The sequence below is a fragment of the Paractinoplanes aksuensis genome (genome assembly GCF_024137025.1).
GTDB lineage: Bacteria > Actinomycetota > Actinomycetes > Mycobacteriales > Micromonosporaceae > Actinoplanes > Actinoplanes aksuensis.
Genome location: NZ_JAMYJR010000031.1, coordinates 114,633 through 131,249 on the forward strand (window position 1 = coordinate 114,633; position 16,617 = coordinate 131,249).

Sequence of the window (16,617 nt, forward strand, 5' to 3'; positions counted from 1 at the left end):
GTCGCGCCGCGTGTCCGACGGGCGGAGGAACCGCCTGCCCTGCCATCTCTACCCGCAGGGTGTGACAACTTTCCAGCAATATGGCGTCCGTTACCCGGCCGGGGCCGCGGCGGTCGGCCGGCGGCGCTTGGCGGCCCGTAGCGCACGGGGTGTGACCAGGCGTTGCACGAGCGCGAGGAGCCCTTCGACGACGAGTGCGAGGAGCACCACAAAGAGGCCGCCGGCCACGATCTGGTTGCCCCCGACGCTGATCCCGAGCCCGAACCCGGCGCTGATGATCTCGCCCAGCCCACCCCCGTTGACGAAGGTGGCGAGCGTGGTCGTCGCGACCACCTGCACCGCGGCCGTGCGCAGGCCGGCGGCCAGATACGGCACGGCCAGCGGCAGTTCGACCCGGAACAGCACCTGCGAGCCGGACAGGCCCATCCCCTTGGCCGCGTCCTTGACCTCGGGGTCGACCGAGCGCAGACCGGTGTACGCGTTGGACAGCAGCGGCGGCACCGCGAAGACGGCCAGCGCGACCACGACCGGCGGCTTACCGAAGCCGAGCGGGGTCAGCGGCAGGATCGTGAGCATGGCCAGCGTGGGCAGAGCGAGGGTCAGGTTGGCCAGGGTGATCACGGCCGAGCCGCCCCGGCCGCGGTGACCGAGCCAGATGCCGACCGGCCAGCCGATCAGGCAGCCCAGGAGGACCGCCCAGAAGCTGATCTGCAGGTGCTCGGAGAGCCGGTCGAGCAGGCCGCCCGGGTTGGTCCAGTTGAGCGGGTCGTTGAGCCAGACGACGGCTTCGCTCAGGTAGTTCACGCCGACCGCCTCCGCGCCCAGGGGGTGAGCAGGCGGCCCAGGCCGGCCAGTAGCAGGTCGAGGACCAGGGCCAGGGCCAGGCAGAGGACCGAGCCGGTGACGATCTCGGCCTTGTAGAAGTTGTTCCGGAAGCCGCCGAGGATCAGGTCGCCGAGGCCGCCCTGCCCGATCAGCGAGCCCACCGTGACCAACGCCACCGTCGAGACGGTGGCCAGCCGCAACCCGGTCATGATGCCGGGCAGGGCCAACGGCAACTCCACCCGCAGCAGCCGGCCGAACCGGCCGTAGCCCATGCCGGTCGCCGCGTCCCGCACCTCGTCGGGCACCTGGGTCAGGCCGGTCAGAGCGTTGCGTACGAGAACCAGGAGCGCATAGAGGACCAGCGCGATCAGCACCGAGGTGTCCGTCGTCGTGCCAACCGCGGGCGCCAGCAGGGCCAGCAGCGCCAGCGACGGAATCGTGTAGAGCACGCCCGAGAGTGCAAGGATGGGTCCGGTCAGCGGTTTGATCCAGTAGGCCAGCACGGCCAGGGGCAGGGCCACGACCAGCGCGAGCAGCACCGCCCGAGCGGTCAGGCCCGCGTGGAACTCGAGCGCGTCGCCCAGGGCGCCGGCGTTGTCCCGCACGTACTGCCACGAGAACCACGGATTTCCCGGCCCGTCATCCGCGGGCGCGGCCAGCGGTGAAACACCCACTGGGCCCCAGGAAAGGAAGGACATAGGTGGACGCTACCGCGAATGACCAGCCCGGGCGCGACAGCCGGAGCGCGGCCTCCATCACGCTCGAAGACGTCGGCAAGACTTACGCCGACGGCACGGTCGCCGTGGGCGACTTCAGCCTCGAGGTCCACGCGGGCGAGCTGACGGTGCTGATCGGGCCGTCCGGCTGCGGCAAGTCCACGATCCTGCGCATGATCAACCGGCTCATCGAGCCCACCCACGGGCGGATCCTGATCGACGGCCGGAACGTGCTCGATCGCAACCCGGTCGAGCTGCGCCGGCACATCGGCTACGTGATCCAGAACGTGGGCCTGTTCCCCCACCAGAACATCCGCACGAACGTCGGCACCGTGCCGCGCATGCTGGGCTGGGACAAGGCGAAGGTCGCGGCCCGCTCCGACGAGCTGCTCGACCTCGTCGGCCTCGATCCGGCCCGCTACTCCAAGCGCTATCCGCACGAGCTCTCCGGCGGTCAGCGGCAGCGGGTAGGTGTGGCCCGGGCGCTGGCCGCCGACCCGCTGGTGCTGCTGATGGACGAGCCGTTCTCGGCCGTCGACCCCATCGCCCGCGGCCGTCTGCAGGAAGAGTTCCTCAAGCTGCAGGCCACCGTGCGCAAGACGATCGTGCTGGTCACCCACGACATCGACGAGGCCGTGCGGCTGGGCGACCGGATCGCGGTGCTCGGCATGGGCGGTCAATTGCGGCAGTACGCACCCCCGGCCGAGCTACTGAGCCGGCCGGCCTCGGCCGAGGTGGCCGACTTCGTGGGCGCCGACCGCGGGATCCGCCGGCTCGCCGTCACCCCGGTCCGCGCGGCCATGAAGCCGGGCGCACCGGCCGGCGACCGCCCCACGGTGGACGCCGGCGGCACGCTGTACGACGCGCTGGCGGTCATGCTGGCCACCGACGTCAGCGAGGTGGTCGTGGTCGAGGACGGTCAGCCGGTGGGGACGGTCTCGCAGGCCGGGCTCTTCGAGGAGCACAGCCGCGAGACCGCCTAGGACCTATCTGGTGCCGCGGTAGCCACCCAGGGTGGCGATGCCGACGATCCACCCCACGAACAACCCGTACGACGCTCCGTTGCCGGCCGCCCGGAAAGCGCCGACCAGCGACGGGTTGGCCAGGAAGAGCGTGGTCAGCAGGGCGGCGAAACCGGCCGCGAAGATGTAGGCGCCCCAGCCGGCGAAGAACTGGCTGATCGTGCCCCGGGCCCGGGCCAGCTGCGAACCGGGCAGCAGGTAGAGGAAGAGCGCGGTCAGCACGACCAGCAGGATCGCCTTGAGGTCGCCGACGATGATCTGCCGCAGCGAGTCGTCGGAGTCGAAGGACCAGCGCGGCCAGGCGAGCAGGTTGAGGAACCAGCCGCCGGCCGTCTCGGGGTTGGTGTTCTTGATCGCCCACTCGGCGTACCAGGGGCTGCCGAAGACGAGGACGAGTATGAGCGCGGCGAGTGTGCCCGCACCAGGCGCAGACTTGTAACGGTTACCGAGAGCCATGCGCCGCTAATTTCCCGGCGCGTGGCTCATTTCAAACGATGAATATGAATGACTCTCGGTAACTTCAGTGCTTCTGCAGGTAGTCGATGAACGCGGCCCGCAGCAGGGGCTCGTTCTCGCCGTACCCGTGGCCCTCGAGCTCACGCCACAGCGCGAACGCCTCGTCGACCGTGGGGCCGATCGAGTTGGGCGCGCCGTCGAGCTCGGCCGCCTCGTCGGCGTTGGGCAGGTGCTTGAGGACCGACCAGAAGAAGCCGACGTCGCGCCGCTCCCTAGCCCGGTGGAAGGCGCGCTCACGCAGCTCCTCGGTGGGCAGGGCGTCCAGCTCGGCGAAGCTCGGAGAGGTCATGACCAAGAGCATAAGCCGCCCGGACCGACGCTCACCGGCCAGTGCCGGTACCCCACGGGCCGGAGTCCCAGCGGTCGCCGCGCGGCGTCGTGGAGGCCGTCGACCACGTCTCGGGCAGATCGGGCTGCCAGTTGGCGCCCGTGGCCGGCGCGGCCGCGTTCCAGTCGGCCGGGCCGACGACCGGCAGGGGCCGCCCGTACGCCTCGACGAGCCGGGTCACGACCAGCCCGGCCGCGACGACGCTGGCCGCGATCGCGAACAGCGAGATGTCGAACTCGCGCCGGTCGGCGTAGTCGAGAAAGAGGGTCAGGGCCGCGACCGCGAACAGCGTGCCGAAGATGCCGCCCCGCCGGCCGTAGCCGCTGGTGCCGGCCAGCATGGCCAGGCCGAGCGCGATGCCGGTCCACTCGATTCCCGTGGCCGGGACGATCGGACCGTCCGACTGGGCCGCGAACAGGGTGCCCGCCGCCACCGCGAACAGCGAGGACAGCACCAGCGCGCCGATCACCGGGAAGGCGACGATCGCACCCCGGCGCCGGGCCGGGTCGCCGGTCGGGCGCATGCGGCCCAGCCAGCGGCGCACGGGCGTGACGATGCCCAGGGCGCCGCCGAACACGGCCAGCACGGCGAACCCACCGAACAGGAAGAACGCCTGGCCGGTCGGGTCGTAGGTGCCCTGCACGGCGACCGGGACGACCCGCAGCTGGTCGAAGACGATCACGCCGAGGGCCGCCGCGAGGGTGGCCACCCAGCCCGGCACGTGCAGCACAACGATGATCACGCCGAGCACGATCGCGCCCGCGGCGGCGAACACGAGCGCCGGCACCATTGCCTTGACCAGGCCCTGGTCGCCCTGCTCGGCGTACTGCAGGGACGCGGCGAGGGCGATCGGGCCGAGCGCCAGGTTGGGCACCCCGGCCCGCAGGGTCAGGCCGGCCCCGAGCGTGAGCAGGCCGATCGCGGCGCCGGTGATGAGCAGGTCGTCGAGGTCGGGGCGGCGCAGGCTCTCCGGTTCGAGACGCCAGAGCAGGAAACCGATCGCCGCCGCCGCGACCAGCAGCACGACCTCCCAGCCGAGGTGGATGCCCAGCCGGTCACGGCCGTCCTCCTCGGCCTCGGCCCGGCGCAGCACGTCGGCTGTGGTGTCGCCGACGCCGTCGAGCTCCTCGGCCCGTCGTCGCTGTTCGGCCGCGGCCAGCGTGTTGGACCGGTAGGCCGCCGGATCGGTGGGCGTGGGTTCCTCGGCCTGCCGGCGGTAGGTCGAGTCGTCGTACGCCATCGTCGCGCCTCCTCGTGTGCGCCCCCCGTGCGGTGACGCACGCCGGAATCCGCCGGGCGCGTGCCCCGCGTTCAGAGCATACGGATACGAGACGGTCTCAGTTCAAGGCCGAAACTTGGGGGTGCTGCCGGTCCTCAGAGTAGGCCGGTGGGTCGACCCGAATCTTTCTCGTTCTCGTCCTCGGGCTGCTCGGGGACGCGGCAGGCCCGCTCGAGCCAGAGGGCCGCGCCGATCAGGGCCGCGGCCGAGACCGCGCTGCCCACGGCGACCGGCAGATCGTTGTTGGCGGCCTGGGTCGGCTCCATGGCCAGCCAGGCCAGCAGGCCGATCGAGAACCCGGCCGAGATCGCCCCGACCAGCGAGGACGCCTTGGCCAGGGCGACGTACCGCGCGACCGCCAGCGGATCGACCCGGGGGGTGCCCGGCTTGCGCTGGATGCGGGCCGCCGTGTTCTGGGCGAGCAGGCCCTCGGCCACGGCCAGCACGGCCAGCACGATCACCGGCGACCACGGCAGGTCGGGCAGCGTCGAATACGAGAAGCTGAGCAGCAGCCAGCCGACCGCGGCGGCGGCCAGGCCCGCGACGATCAGCACCGAGATGCTGGTCGGGCGCATCGACGGGTCCGATTTGGGCGCCTGCGGATTGCTGCTCACACTTACGACTCTAGTGCGAGATCAGGCCGGGGTGTCAGACCGGCGACGTCGTCCACCAGGTCGGGCGCGGCCAGCAGCGTGGCCACCGGGCCGTGGCCGGGCAGTTCGGCTGCCGGTTCGATGTCGAGCCAGGGTCGCAGCACGAAGGCGCGCAGGTGGGCCCGCGGGTGGGGCAGCGTCAGCTCGGGGTCGTCGCTGAGCACGGGCCGGCCGTCGTCGTCCCAGACCACGATCACGTCGACGTCGAGGGTGCGCGGGCCGAAGCGGCGCTCCGGGTCGCGTACGCGCCCGGCCTCGGACTCGGCCGCCCGCGCGCGCACCAGCCAGTCGTACGGCTCCGCTCGGGGGTCGGCGACGATCAGCACGGCATTGAGGTACGACGGTTGGTCGGCGTCGCCCCACGGCGGTGTCTCGAAGATGCCGGAGCGCCGGACGACTCCCGGGCCGAGCCGGCCGACCGCGCGACGCAGGTGCTGTTCGCGGTCGCCCAGATTACTGCCCAGCGAGAGCAGGGCCCGGGTCACGCTCGGCTCCGGCGCAGGGTGACCGCGACGTCGGCGAACTCGAGCGGGATCGGGGCCTGCGGCTTGTGGACGGTGACCTCGGCCGCGGTCACCCGGCGGTCGTCCAGACAGGCCGTGAGCAGCCGGTCGGCCAGCGTCTCGATGAGATTCACGGGCTCGCCGCCGACGATCTCAGCAAGCCGGCCCGCGAGCTCGCCGTAGTGCACCGTGTCGGCCACGTCGTCGCTGCTCGCGGCCGGGCCGAGGTCGAGATCCAGGCGTACGTCGATGACGAAGTCCTGCCCCTGCTCGCGCTCGAAGTCAAAGACGCCGTGACGGCCGCGCACCCGTAGCCCGGTCAGCGTGATCCGTCCCTCCACCCCGTTCACTCCTTCTCACTCTCGGACACGGTGCGCAGCCGCGGCGAGCCGGTCGCGCGCCACACGGCGATGGCGTCGGCCGTGGCGGTGACATCGTGGACGCGTACGCCCCAGGCCCCGGCCGCCACCGCCAGCACCGAGGTGGCCAGGGTCGCGGCCTCTCTCTGCTCGACCGGGCGTGGCGTGCCGTCCGGACCGGCCAGCAACCGGCCCAGATAGGTCTTGCGGCTGGCCGCGAACAGCACCGGGTGACCCAGCCCGATCAGGACGTCGAGGTGGGCGCTCAGGGCCCAGTTGTGCTCGGCCGTCTTGGCGAAGCCGAGTCCCGGATCGAGGATGATCTGTTCCGGCGCGACACCGGCGGCGAGCGCGTCGTCCACCCGTTCCAGCAGCTCATCGCGGACCTCGGCGACGACGTCGTGGTAGACCGCGAGCTCGTTCATGTGGCGCGAGTGACCGCGCCAGTGCATGAGAACCCAGGGGCAGCCGGCCTCGGCCGCGACCCGCGCCATGTCCCGGTCGGCCAGACCGCCGGACACGTCGTTGATCGCCACCGCCCCGGCGGCCAGGGCCGCGCGGGCGACCGAGGCCCGGGTGGTGTCGATGCTGAGCGGCACCCCGGCGCTCGCGAGGGCGCGGATCACCGGGACCACGCGGGAGATCTCGGTCTCGGCGTCCACCCGCTCGGCCCCGGGCCGGGTCGATTCGCCGCCCACGTCCACGATGTTCGCACCTGCGTAGTACAGGTCAGCGCCGTGCGCGACGGCGGCGTCCACGTCTGTGTATTTCCCGCCGTCGGAGAACGAATCGGGAGTGATGTTGAGGATTCCCATCACGACCGGGTGATCCATCTGCATCAGTGCGCGGCCCGCGACCTGCGCATCCGTCGGCTCCTTGGTCACGCCACGAGGGTACGGCGGGCGGGGTTGTCGCACGTGCGTACGATGTCCGGTAACTCAACTTCATGCACGCCATCACCATCCGTAACGTTTCCGACGCTTGTAGCCATGAACGACGGGCCGTACGCTTCGGAACCAGGCATCATTTGCATGAACCGAAGAGAGCAGACGAGCATGGCAATGCCCGAACGGCTCACTCGACGCGCAGGGTGGGAAGTAGCACGATATGGGCGATGCCGTGAAGCTTCACAACTGCAGCGTGCCCGGAACCCCCTAGCCGGGCACGGGGAGGTTTACCGATGATCGCCACTGAGCTCGCCACGCAGGCGGCGGCCTTGCTCCAGCAGGCCACACTCGCCGCGCCCGAACCCAAGGGCATCAACACCGAAGGCATCGTCACCTTCTTCGCCAGCAACATCGCGCCGATCCTGCTCGCGGTGCTCGGCGTGATCTTCATCGGACGAGCCAGCCGCGGTGAGATCTCGAAGGTCCTGACCAGCTCGGCCATCGCCATCGTGGGCCTGGCCTTCATCGCCGGCGCCGCGACCCTGTTCTTCGTCGGCGACGCCCTGATTAAGTTGATCTTCAACTGAGATGCGGCTCCGGACCGACGACGACATCTACCGGGCGCGCCTCGTCTATCTAGGCCCCCCGGGCTACACCCTGCCCATCCACCTGCCGTACGCGCAGTACGGCATGTTCGTGGCGCTGGTGCCGCTGTTCATGTTCCTGCACTACCTGATGACCTTCGAGTTCGATCCGTTCCCGGCCTGGGAGATCGCGCTCGCCATGGTCACCACCTCGTACGTCTTCCGCCATGTCGACCCCGACCGCCCGGCCCGGGTCGTCATCCGGACCGCACTCACCGACTGGCGCCGCACGCGCGAGCCGGCGGTCGAGCGACGCGATCCGAGACTTGTCGCCACTCGCATCCGGGTTCGGGAGGAGTTGGTATGACCAGTTCATTCGCACGCTCCCACGGAGATGGCGCATGACCGGACCCGTTCCGCACGGTCATCCCCGGGCGGATGCCGACACGCAGGGCAGGCAGAGTAACGGAGTGCGCTCGAACCACTACTCCTCGTCAGATTCCGCGGACGAGGCGGCCGAGGAGTTCGTGGCCGCGCCGGGGCACGGCGCAGTCGGGGTCTTCCAGTCGCCCCAGCCGCTGCGCCCACGGGGCACGGCCGTGGACACGACGCTCGACATCGATTCGCCGTTCCTCGATCTCTTCGGTGGGGCCGCGCCGCCGTCGCCGGTCGCCGCGCCTCCGCCGATCGAGCCGCCGGCGGCCGATCCGGAGCTCGACTTCGATTTCGGGTTCGACTTCGACGACCCGGCCCCGCCGCCCGCGCCGAAGACCCTTCCCACCCCCGAGCCCGTACGACCTGATCCGGTCGAGCCGCGGCCCGTGTCCCCGGCCCCGGTCGCGGCGGCCGGGCCGCCCGTGGCGTTGCCGCCGGCCGAGCCGCCCGTGGCTCTTCCGCCGGCTGCCGAGCGTCCCGTCTCGGCCCCACCGGTCGCCTCTGCGCCACCGGCCGCATCTGCGGCGCCGCCGGTCGCCTCGGCCCCGCCGCCGGCGATGCCGCCGGCCCGTCTTCCGGACGAGCCGGATGGTCCATGGGGCGCGCCCGAGCCGGGTGCGCCGTACAGCCGGGCGCCGATCGGGCCCAAGGCCGACTACTTCCAGGACTCGAGTGCCACCGGCGCCACCAGCCCCGAAGCCGACTTCGACGAGTGGCCCGACTTCGACAACTGGCCGCCGACGCCGACCACCGAGCCCGTCACGGCGCCCCCGGTGTCGACGCCGCCGCTGTGGCAGAACGTGGGCGGCGCCGCGCCGGCTCCGCCCCAAGCTGGGCCCGTGGAGGCGTACGCCCCGCAAGCTCCGCCGGCTGAGCCGCCGCTGCCCGTGCCGGCCACCGACCGGGCGCCGGCCAAGCGCAAGGAGAAATCCCCGGCCAAGCGCAAGAAAGAGCCCAGGAACCTCCCGGTCCGGCAGCCCAAGACGTCGGCGCTGCGGCCGCACAAGCTGAAGTTCAACGACCGTGACCCGGTCATGGAGCTGGAGATCAGCGAGATCGCCGGCCACCTGACCTTCACCCAGAGCACGGTCACGGCCTGGTACTACCTGCCCGAGGTGCGCTGGGCGTTCCGGCCCGACGCCGAGCGCGAGGCCCTGCTCAGCGCGATCTCCGAGCAGTACGCGGGCCTGGCCGGCTTCCGGCTGCACCTGCGGCGGACCAACCGGCCGTTCCCGGCCGACGAGTGGGCCCGTACGGTCGATTCGTTCACGGCGAAGCCGTTGCCCGACGTGCGGGGCGGAACCTCCTGGTCGGACCATCTCGTGGCGGCCCAGCGGCACCTGCTCTCGGTGAACCACGCCGAGGGACAGACGTACCTGGGGGTGACCTTCGCCCGGCGCTCGCTGGGTGACACGTTCTCGGAACGGGTCCTGCGGATCTTCGGGCGCGGCACCTCGGACGGCGAGCGGCGCAAGCTCAACCGCGCGGTCGAGCAGTTCGACGAGGTGCTGAACGCGTTCGGCATGCGCGGCCGCCGGGTCACTCCGCAAGAGCTGGAATGGCTGCTGTTCCGTTCCGTGGCGCTGTGCATGGCCCCGCCCGGGCCGCTCTCACCGGTCACGAACGGGCAGTGGGACACCGGCGACCTGCTGGCCCTGACCGAGCAGGTCGAGCGCTACCGCACCCCGTACGGTTCGACCGTGAAGCTCGTCAACCGGATGACCGGGGAGGAACGGCACGTCGCCGTGCTCTCCGTCGGCCGGATGGAGCCACTCGAGATCCCCGAGAAGCACGAGCCGTGGATGCACTTCCACGAGCGGCTGCCCTGGCCCATGGAGCTCTCGTCGCGGCTCGACATCCTCGGCTCGGGCAGCTCGTTCAAGAATCTGGAGCATCGACTCCGGATGATTCGCTCGCAGCAGCTCGACTACGCCGAGCACGGCATCGACGCCCCGCCCGAACTGGAACGCCTGGCCAAGCGCGCGCTGGTGATCGGCGACGAGATGACCACCGGCCTGCCGGTCGAATCGGCCCGCGCCCACGGCTGGCACCGTATCGCGGTCGGCGGCGCCACCCGCGAGGAATGCCTGGAACGGGCGCGCCGCCTGATCCAGCTCTACTCGCGAGAGCTGCGCATCTCGCTGCAGCACCCCAAGAACCAGGACCAGCTGGCCCGCGAGTTCATCCCGGGCGAGCCGATCGCCAACACCGGATACGTGCGCCGCATGCCGGTCAAGCTGCTGGCGGCGGCCCTGCCCCAGGCGGCCTCCACGGTCGGCGACCGCCGGGGCGACCTGATCGGGCGCACGGCGGGCACCTGCCGCCGGCCGGTCTTCCTCGACCTGCACTTCCCCATGGAGGTGCGCGAGCGCTCCGGCCTCGGCGTCTTCGTGGCCGAGCCCGGCGGTGGCAAGTCGACGCTGATGGGCGCGCTGGGCTACCTCAACGCGCGCCGGGGTGTGCAGGTGACCCTGCTCGACCCGTCCGGACCGCTGGCCCGGCTGTGCCAGATGCCGGAACTGCGGCCGTACTCCCGGGTCTTGAATCTCACCGGCTCGGAACAGGGCACGCTGGCGCCGTACGCGCTGATTCCCACCCCCGTACGCTCCGAGTTCGCCACCGGCCCGGCCGGTGACCGCGAGTACGAGATCGCGGTCTCCAACGCCCGCGCCGAACGCCGCATGCTGGTGCAGGACATCTGCTCGATGCTGGTGCCGCCCCAGGTGGCCAAGGAAGCGTCCACGGCGACGTTGCTGCGGCACGCGGTGCGCCAGGTGCCGGCCGAAGAGACGTCCACCCTGGACGACGTCGTCCGCACCCTGCAGGGCCTGGACGACGACGAGGGCCGCGAACTGGCCAACCTGCTGCTCGACACGGCCGAGATGCCGCTCGCGCTGCTGTTCTTCGGCTCGCCGCCGCAACACCTGCTCGGCGCGGACGCGGCCCTGACGGTCATCACGATGGCCGGGCTGCGACTGCCCGACCTGAAGATCGAGCGCGAGTACTGGTCGGCGGAAGAGTCGCTGGCCCTGCCGATGCTGCACACAGCCCACCGGCTGGCGGTGAGGCGCTGCTACGGCGGCTCGATGAGCTCACGCAAAATGGTCGGGCTCGACGAGGCCCACTTCATGGAGGGCTGGCGCTCCGGGCGGTCGTTCCTCGTCCGCCTGGCCCGCGACTCCCGCAAATGGAACCTCGCGGCCCTGGTGGCGTCGCAGAACCCGCGCGACATCCTCGGCCTCGACGTGCAAAACCTCGTGTCGACGGTCTTCGTGGGCCGCATCGCGGAAGACCAGGAGATCGCGTCCGAGGCGCTGCGGCTGCTGAGGGTGCCGGTGCACGACGGCTACGAGGCCACGCTGGCGTCACTGTCCCAGGTGGACACGTCGTCGCAGTCGCGGCTCGGCTTCCGCGAATTCGTGATGCGGGACGTCGACGGGCGCGTGCAGAAGGTGCGGGTCGACGTGTCGTACGTTGAGGGTCTGCTCGAACACCTCGACACGACGCCGACGGCCGCCAAGGCCGCCCCCTCGGTCCCGATGTTGCCGTCCGACCTGGAGGTTTGAGATGGTCCGTCGCGGGTTGGCGCTGCTGGCGACGATGGCCGTCATGGTGGTGGCGTCGATCGCCTGGGCGGTGGCGGCACCGGCGGCTTCGGCCGCCCCGGCCGGCCTACCGTCCAAGGCCCCGGGCGGCGCCTGCAGCCTCGAGGAATGGCAACAGGACCTGAAAGGCTGCGTCAACCGACTGGGCAAGGTGGCTTCGGATCGCGCCGATTGCCTGAAACCTCCAACCCCGAGTACACCAGATTCCGGACTAGCAGGATGGTTCGCGGAACGTCCGGAATCCTCCACGAAGCCAGGGCCGCAGGGCCTCTACAGCCAGTACGGCTACGCTGGTTACAGCTACACGACATACGATTTAGATAGCGGCTGCGCGTCCACGTTGGTTGATCCGGACTATAAATTCGAGACGACCATCGCCAATGGCGAATTCATGGTGGCAACTGCCGTTATCGGCGCATCGAACGCTCTGCGGGAGCGAGCCTGGGATCCGCAGAGTTTATGGGGTTGGGCTGACACTCTTGTCGATCAAGCGACCAGGGCCGTCTACGAAAAGGTCTTCAGCGTTTTCGGCGTCGTAACCTTGGCGATCGTTGGCCTCTACCTCATCTGGCGGTCAAGACAGGCCGAAATGGGCGCGGCGACCACTACGGCGGGATGGGCCATCCTGGTCATGATTGTCGTTACGGCGATCGCCACCTGGCCGGTGAAGTCGGCCAGCATCGCGGATCAGACGCTCGTCACGACACTAGGAGTCGTGCACGACGCAGTCGGACCCAGAGCACAGAACACACCAGGCAGTCTTTGTGACGATCCGACACCTGGTGCCTGCGAGGACAACCGCCCTCCTGCGGTCCGAGCCAGTGATACCGCAGCGGACACAATGCTTTACCGGAACTGGTTGCGCGGAGTGCTGGGTTCGGCCGACACCGACACCGCCAAGAAATACGGTCGCGCTCTCTACGACGCGCGATCGCTGACGTGGGACGAAGCCGAGCGGATCCGCCAGAATCCTGCCACCCGCGACGGTGTACTCGATGGCAAGAACGAGCAGTGGGAGCGAGTCGCTCAGCAGATCAAGACTGAGGATCCTGAGGCATACGAATACCTGCAGGGCGTAAAGGGCATGGATAGGATCGGCGCCGGATTCATCGCCGTCCTTGCCGCTGTCATGTTCGCAATGTTCGACGTGACGGCATCACTGCTTGTACTTCTCGGCTTCTTGGTCTTCCGGTGGGCGGTCATTGCCGCACCAATTCTTGGAACTGTCGGCCTATTGCGACCGGCCAACTCCGGAATCAAGCGGCTCGGCAACGCCGTAGTCGCGGCTGTCTTCAACATCGCCATCTTCGGTACGGGCGCGGCCATCTATTTGTTCGCGGTCGACTTGATCATGAATACCGCCACACTGCCCGGCTGGCTGCAGGTTGTGCTCGTCTGGCTCTGCGGCGTGGTGGGCTGGCTGCTTCTCCGGCCCTACCGACGCATCACCCAGCTGGGCGGTAAGGACAACGCACGCACGATCGCTACCGGGTCCTGGCACCGACGGTTCTTCCGGGACATGCGGGAGGCGTCCAAGGTCGAAGGGGCTGTCGGCGACGATCGGGGCCAGGTGATCGGGAAGGGGAACCGCACCGTATACGTCGACCAGGGCAACCTGCGTCCGGAGGCACGGCTGGAAGACCCGGCTCACTCGGCGAACCGCAGCGATCTGGCCTCGGCGACCACAGGAAGCCGTGGTGGTGCCGCCGGACCGATCAGGCCGGATGGCAACGAGTCAGTAGGCGACCCACTCCCGGCACGTGAGCGGCCCACGCGCGACGACACCCGCGAGCCGGCGACAGTGTCGCCTACAGCGCGTGGCGCCAACCGATCGCGCCAAGCTACTGGGTGGACCGAGCCGGACGTGGCCGAGCAGCCCTCTTCGTATGCGATCTACCGGCCTGAGACCGGCAGCACCACTGCCGAACCGGCCGCCCCGCGTATCCGCTCCGAGACCAAGTGATCGCATGCCCCGTTCCCTCGAACTCGGCCTTAACAGGATCTTCCGGTCACGATGGGGCGTAGCCATCGTCCTAGGAGTCATTGTGCTGGCAATAGTCGGTCTGGCTCGGCTCTTCTCCGACGGTGACGACTCCCGGCCCTCGCTCGGCACCGCGTCGCCGGGCCCAGTGGTCAGCGCTGACCCCAAAGACGACGACACCGTTCTCGAGACCGAGCCACCGCCGAGCCCAACCACCAGCCCCGGGCGAGCGAAGCCTGAGGCTGTCGCGTACGCCTTCGCCTCGGCCTGGGCTGACCATAAAAACGTCACCCCGAAGGCGTGGCGCGCGCAGTTGCTGCCGAACTCCACTACGAAGCTCGCCGACGAACTGGACGGGGTCGACCCGGCCGGAGTTCCGGCCGAGCGGGTAATCGGCCGACCCAGCCTGGTGCCGGTCAGCGACACGGTGGTCAACGCGGTTGTCACGATGGACACCGGAAAGCTGAACCTGCGTCTGATTGCGCCCGACGGTCATTGGCGGGTTGACGGGATCGACTGGTCGTCGTGAACATGCCACGGCCGCGCAAGATAGCCCTGCTCGTCGCCTTGGTGGCGACGCTGGCTCTGTTGTGTTGCGGCGGTGGCATCACCGCTCTTTTTGTCGGCACACTCACCGACGAGGGTCAGGACAATCTGAAATTGTCCTCGCTGGGATGCGGCAAGGGCGGGCCGGTCAACCCGGACACTGAACTGCCCAGGATCCGACCCTACGGCGCCGAGCAGGTCCGCAACGCGGCTGTCATCATCAATGTCGGCGCCGATCTCAAGATGCCACCCCGAGCCTGGGTCATCGCGGTCGCCACGGCGATGCAAGAGTCACGGCTGACGAACCTGGGCAACCTCGGCGAGGACAACGACCACGACTCGCTGGGCCTCTTCCAGCAGCGGCCGAGTTCCGGCTGGGGTTCGCCCAAGCAAGTACGCGACCCCGTGTACGCGGCCACGAAGTTCTACAACAAGCTCAAGACAGTGCGGGGGTGGGAGAGGATGTCGCTCACCCGAGCCGCACAGCGGGTGCAGATCAGCGCCTACCCGGACGCCTATGCAAAGCACGAACCGCTTGCTACTCAGATCGTGAATCAGTTGGCGGACGGCGCAGCCAACGCGGCCGGCGACTCGACAGCAATGATCTGCGCCTCCGGTGGGCAGATCGCAGCATCCGGTTGGACGCGACCGGTCGGCGCGTTGGTCGGTTCCGGGTTCCGCACTTCATCCCGGCCCACCCACCAGGGCGTCGACCTTATCGCGGGAAAGCAGACACCGATCACGGCGGCGGCCAGCGGCATCGTCTCCAAGGTGAAATGCGACGAGGACCACAACGGGCGACGCACCTGCAACGTCGACGGCTACCCAGGTAAGGGTGGATGCGGTTGGATGGTGGAGATCCGACACGCCGGGGACGTGATGACGAGGTACTGCCACTTGATTGTGAAACCGCTCGTCCACGAGGGTCAGGAAGTCACGGCCGGTGAGCTCATCGGCCGGGTCGGAACCAGCGGCAACTCGTCGGGCCCGCATCTGCACTTCGAGGTTCACCTCAACAACGACCGGTCCAGCGCCGGCGCTATCGACCCGGTGCGCTTCATGCGCGAGCAGGGGACACCGCTGGGAGGCGCAGGATGACCGGCGAATCACAACCTGATCCGTTCGCCGGTCTTCCTGACTGGCAACTCGATCCGCCACGTCCAGTGGTGCCGACACCGGCCACGTTGACGGGCCAGCTACGCGGGCGCCGGGTCCTGATCGGGCTACCCGGTCACGGATGGCGCTCGGACCTTCGTGCTGATGAAAAGGTGGTGCAAGGTAGCCGTACCTACGTGCCCGTGATGACCGAGGGCGAGTGGTATCGCGCCGAAGCGGAACAGACCGAGATCTTCGCCCCACTCGTCCCCGTTGAGCGTGTCTGGGTCGAGGAATATGGAGTGGCAGGCATCTCGCTGCCGTCTGACAGCCTCGCTTCGCGGCTGGTCTCGCTGGACGAGCCGGCACGACGTACGCCCGTGCCCGCACTGGACGCACCCACCTTGTCCGGTCGCCGCGTTGTTCGTCTGAAGGACAACGGCGACGAAGAGCGGGAACTCCGTGCTGTAACTGAGCTACATACCAACAGTCAAGGCGATATCTGCGCCCGCGTCACGACCGAGCTCGACTGGTACCGCTGGGGTTGGAGCGGCCACGCACCTCGAACGCTCGAGGTCCTGGTTCATCGCCTCTGGATCGAGTAGTCAGGCGGTTTTGGTGGCGCTGCAAACTCGCCATCCATCTTCGTCGACGAGGCCGAATGTCCATGTCTCGGTGCGCCTGCTCACCGGATCGTTGTTCTTGAAGCTCGCGATAGTCAGGTCAGCGTCGACGTTGCTCTGCTTCGCATCGCCGTTGATGACGGTCAATGTGCCCCACGTCGCGGAAACCGCAACATCGAAGTTCTTCTCCCGCTCAACCATCTCCGAGCGCAGAGCTTGAAGTTCCGTCAACTGTGCGCCGGCCTTACACGTGTTCAGCGCAGCTTCATCGTCGTTGCGATTACCAAGGTATGAGCGCAAAAAGTTGTCTACGACCGCGTCGGGTTCGGCGCGTTCGATTTTGGTTTCGTCGTCGTAGACGAGGACGGCTATGCCTATGCCGCCCAGGCAGAGCAGGCTCACGATGCCGGCGCCCAGGGCCAGCCACAAGCGCAGGCGGCGGTTTCGGGGCTTCTTCGGCGGCGCGGCCGGTGGTGTCCCGGCGCCCGGTGGCGGGGGCGTCAGGCCGGACACTGGCTCCTGCGGCTGCACACATACGACAGTAGTGCCTTCACCCCAACCGCACCTGGAGCGGGACGATCCGTACGACGCGGACATCGAACCGGGCACCGGGAACGCGATGCCTCGCCCCGTCTGGGATAAGTTTTACCCGCACACAGG

General features: G+C 69.2%; 18 protein-coding genes. 8 read left to right on the forward strand and 10 right to left on the reverse strand.

Annotated features, from left to right (window positions below; genetic code table 11):
* Positions 1-90: 90 nt before the first annotated feature.
* Complete coding sequence (locus M1L60_RS28140; RefSeq protein WP_253240547.1) at positions 91-804, reverse strand: ABC transporter permease; 714 nt, start codon at positions 802-804, stop codon at positions 91-93.
* Positions 801-1,523: an ABC transporter permease subunit gene (locus M1L60_RS28145; protein WP_253240548.1), complete on the reverse strand. Its 723-nt coding sequence runs from the start codon at positions 1,521-1,523 to the stop codon at positions 801-803. The genes M1L60_RS28140 and M1L60_RS28145 overlap by 4 nt, the downstream gene beginning before the upstream one ends.
* A 2-nt stretch (positions 1,524-1,525) precedes the next feature.
* Between M1L60_RS28145 and M1L60_RS28150 the strand changes: the two genes are divergently transcribed.
* Positions 1,526-2,524: an ABC transporter ATP-binding protein gene (locus tag M1L60_RS28150; protein ID WP_253240549.1), complete on the forward strand. Its 999-nt coding sequence runs from the start codon at positions 1,526-1,528 to the stop codon at positions 2,522-2,524.
* A 3-nt stretch (positions 2,525-2,527) separates the two neighbouring features.
* Here the strand turns inward: M1L60_RS28150 and M1L60_RS28155 are convergent, their stop codons facing one another.
* The 7 genes from M1L60_RS28155 to folP all read right to left on the reverse strand — a co-directional run bounded on the left by M1L60_RS28155 (position 2,528) and on the right by folP (position 7,040).
* Positions 2,528-3,019 carry a hypothetical protein gene (locus M1L60_RS28155; RefSeq protein ID WP_253240550.1) on the reverse strand — a complete coding sequence of 164 codons (492 nt, stop codon included), beginning with the start codon at positions 3,017-3,019 and terminating at the stop codon, positions 2,528-2,530.
* 64 nt (positions 3,020-3,083) lie between these two features.
* Positions 3,084-3,368, reverse strand: a complete 285-nt coding sequence (locus tag M1L60_RS28160; protein ID WP_253240551.1) for a hypothetical protein — start codon at positions 3,366-3,368, stop codon at positions 3,084-3,086.
* A gap of 31 nt (positions 3,369-3,399) precedes the next feature.
* Positions 3,400-4,647: an ABC transporter permease gene (locus tag M1L60_RS28165; RefSeq protein WP_253240552.1), complete on the reverse strand. Its 1,248-nt coding sequence runs from the start codon at positions 4,645-4,647 to the stop codon at positions 3,400-3,402.
* 134 nt (positions 4,648-4,781) lie between these two features.
* Positions 4,782-5,261: a DUF3180 domain-containing protein gene (locus tag M1L60_RS28170; RefSeq protein WP_253240666.1), complete on the reverse strand. Its 480-nt coding sequence runs from the start codon at positions 5,259-5,261 to the stop codon at positions 4,782-4,784.
* 41 nt (positions 5,262-5,302) lie between these two features.
* Positions 5,303-5,824 (reverse strand): 2-amino-4-hydroxy-6-hydroxymethyldihydropteridine diphosphokinase, encoded by a 522-nt coding sequence (gene folK, locus M1L60_RS28175; protein ID WP_253240553.1) that lies wholly within the window; start codon positions 5,822-5,824, stop codon positions 5,303-5,305.
* Positions 5,821-6,183: a dihydroneopterin aldolase gene (gene folB, locus M1L60_RS28180; RefSeq protein ID WP_253240554.1), complete on the reverse strand. Its 363-nt coding sequence runs from the start codon at positions 6,181-6,183 to the stop codon at positions 5,821-5,823. Before folB ends, folK begins: the two co-directional genes overlap by 4 nt.
* Before the next feature lie 5 nt (positions 6,184-6,188).
* A complete protein-coding gene (gene folP, locus M1L60_RS28185) occupies positions 6,189-7,040 on the reverse strand; it encodes a dihydropteroate synthase (protein WP_253240667.1) in 852 nt (283 codons plus the stop codon).
* A 341-nt stretch (positions 7,041-7,381) separates the two neighbouring features.
* On the opposite strand from folP, the gene M1L60_RS28190 reads away from it, so the two are divergent.
* From M1L60_RS28190 to M1L60_RS28220, 7 genes are all read left to right on the forward strand, one after another.
* A complete protein-coding gene (locus M1L60_RS28190; RefSeq protein ID WP_253240555.1) occupies positions 7,382-7,675 on the forward strand; it encodes a hypothetical protein in 294 nt (97 codons plus the stop codon).
* Between the two features lies 1 nt (position 7,676).
* Positions 7,677-8,039 carry a hypothetical protein gene (locus M1L60_RS28195; RefSeq protein WP_202990866.1) on the forward strand — a complete coding sequence of 121 codons (363 nt, stop codon included), beginning with the start codon at positions 7,677-7,679 and terminating at the stop codon, positions 8,037-8,039.
* A 103-nt stretch (positions 8,040-8,142) separates the two neighbouring features.
* Complete coding sequence (locus M1L60_RS28200; RefSeq protein WP_253240556.1) at positions 8,143-11,673, forward strand: ATP-binding protein; 3,531 nt, start codon at positions 8,143-8,145, stop codon at positions 11,671-11,673.
* A 1-nt stretch (position 11,674) separates the two neighbouring features.
* On the forward strand, positions 11,675-13,675 hold the full coding sequence (locus tag M1L60_RS28205) for an MFS transporter (RefSeq protein ID WP_253240557.1): 2,001 nt from the start codon (positions 11,675-11,677) through the stop codon (positions 13,673-13,675).
* Between the two features lie 4 nt (positions 13,676-13,679).
* On the forward strand, positions 13,680-14,222 hold the full coding sequence (locus M1L60_RS28210) for a hypothetical protein (RefSeq protein WP_253240558.1): 543 nt from the start codon (positions 13,680-13,682) through the stop codon (positions 14,220-14,222).
* A 2-nt stretch (positions 14,223-14,224) separates the two neighbouring features.
* Complete coding sequence (locus tag M1L60_RS28215; RefSeq protein WP_253240668.1) at positions 14,225-15,337, forward strand: M23 family metallopeptidase; 1,113 nt, start codon at positions 14,225-14,227, stop codon at positions 15,335-15,337.
* Positions 15,334-15,939, forward strand: a complete 606-nt coding sequence (locus M1L60_RS28220) for a hypothetical protein (protein ID WP_253240559.1) — start codon at positions 15,334-15,336, stop codon at positions 15,937-15,939. The genes M1L60_RS28215 and M1L60_RS28220 overlap by 4 nt, the downstream gene beginning before the upstream one ends.
* Here the strand turns inward: M1L60_RS28220 and M1L60_RS28225 are convergent, their stop codons facing one another.
* Complete coding sequence (locus tag M1L60_RS28225) at positions 15,940-16,488, reverse strand: Rv0361 family membrane protein (protein WP_253240560.1); 549 nt, start codon at positions 16,486-16,488, stop codon at positions 15,940-15,942.
* Positions 16,489-16,617: the final 129 nt, after the last annotated feature.

Coding starts and splice junctions, on each gene's coding strand:
- M1L60_RS28145 (WP_253240548.1), bottom strand. CDS start 1,523: ATGTCCTTCCTTTCCTGGGGCCCAGTGGGTGTTTCACCGCTGGCCGCG.
- M1L60_RS28155 (WP_253240550.1), bottom strand. CDS start 3,019: ATGGCTCTCGGTAACCGTTACAAGTCTGCGCCTGGTGCGGGCACACTC.
- M1L60_RS28160 (WP_253240551.1), bottom strand. CDS start 3,368: ATGACCTCTCCGAGCTTCGCCGAGCTGGACGCCCTGCCCACCGAGGAG.
- M1L60_RS28165 (WP_253240552.1), bottom strand. CDS start 4,647: ATGGCGTACGACGACTCGACCTACCGCCGGCAGGCCGAGGAACCCACG.
- M1L60_RS28170 (WP_253240666.1), bottom strand. CDS start 5,261: ATGCGCCCGACCAGCATCTCGGTGCTGATCGTCGCGGGCCTGGCCGCC.
- folP (WP_253240667.1), bottom strand. CDS start 7,040: ATGCAGATGGATCACCCGGTCGTGATGGGAATCCTCAACATCACTCCC.
- M1L60_RS28190 (WP_253240555.1), top strand. CDS start 7,382: ATGATCGCCACTGAGCTCGCCACGCAGGCGGCGGCCTTGCTCCAGCAG.
- M1L60_RS28195 (WP_202990866.1), top strand. CDS start 7,677: ATGCGGCTCCGGACCGACGACGACATCTACCGGGCGCGCCTCGTCTAT.
- M1L60_RS28205 (WP_253240557.1), top strand. CDS start 11,675: ATGGTCCGTCGCGGGTTGGCGCTGCTGGCGACGATGGCCGTCATGGTG.
- M1L60_RS28210 (WP_253240558.1), top strand. CDS start 13,680: ATGCCCCGTTCCCTCGAACTCGGCCTTAACAGGATCTTCCGGTCACGA.
- M1L60_RS28215 (WP_253240668.1), top strand. CDS start 14,225: ATGCCACGGCCGCGCAAGATAGCCCTGCTCGTCGCCTTGGTGGCGACG.
- M1L60_RS28220 (WP_253240559.1), top strand. CDS start 15,334: ATGACCGGCGAATCACAACCTGATCCGTTCGCCGGTCTTCCTGACTGG.